Consider the following 617-nt stretch of genomic DNA (forward strand, 5'->3'; position numbering starts at 1 on the left):
TGCGCCGCAGTAGCCGGGGCATTCCGATTCGAACTCGCCGTGCGTTTCCTTTTCCAGTTTCGCACGTTCAAGCGCGGTGAGTTGCGATTCGGTCAGCACCAGTCCCTCCTGGGCGGATTTCGCCTCCAGTGCCTTGAGGCGCTTGTTCAGGGTTTCGAGATCGTGACGCAGCCAGATGCTGCGCACGCCCTGCGGCGAGACGCTCAGGGCATGGCGCTTGAGTACTTCGTTGGCAATACGGATCTGGCCGTAGGCAGGCAGTTCCAGAGCCAGATCGACCACCGCCGCCTCGACCTGCGGATCCACGCGGTTCTTAGGCAACGGACGGTGGTGAGAGATTTCCTGCAGGGCGGCTTCGCCGCCCTTATCGTACAGTTCCTTGAAGCGGTAGAAGCTGTCGCGGGAATATCCCATTACGCGGCAGGCCTGGCTGACATTGCCCAGTTGCCGGGCCAGTTCGAGCATGCCGACCTTGGCGCGGATGACTTTCTGTTCCTGAGTCATGGTGGACTCCTTGCGGTTCGCCGCGCGTGTTACCGCTTCGGGCTACGCCCTCCGCGCCAACGCGCATCAGCACGAGAAACCGACCACTGTCAGATTTAGTCTAGTCCATCGCA

General features: G+C 61.3%; 1 protein-coding gene. It reads right to left on the reverse strand.

What is annotated here, in order from left to right:
• Nucleotides 1–504, reverse strand: a 504-nt coding sequence (locus P0D80_RS50955; RefSeq protein ID WP_408296522.1) for a helix-turn-helix domain-containing protein, incomplete at its 3' end; no start/stop codon positions are given.
• Nucleotides 505–617: the final 113 nt, after the last annotated feature.

Origin of the sequence: Paraburkholderia sp. RL17-373-BIF-A (assembly GCF_046030175.1) — a bacterium.
GTDB lineage: Bacteria > Pseudomonadota > Gammaproteobacteria > Burkholderiales > Burkholderiaceae > Paraburkholderia.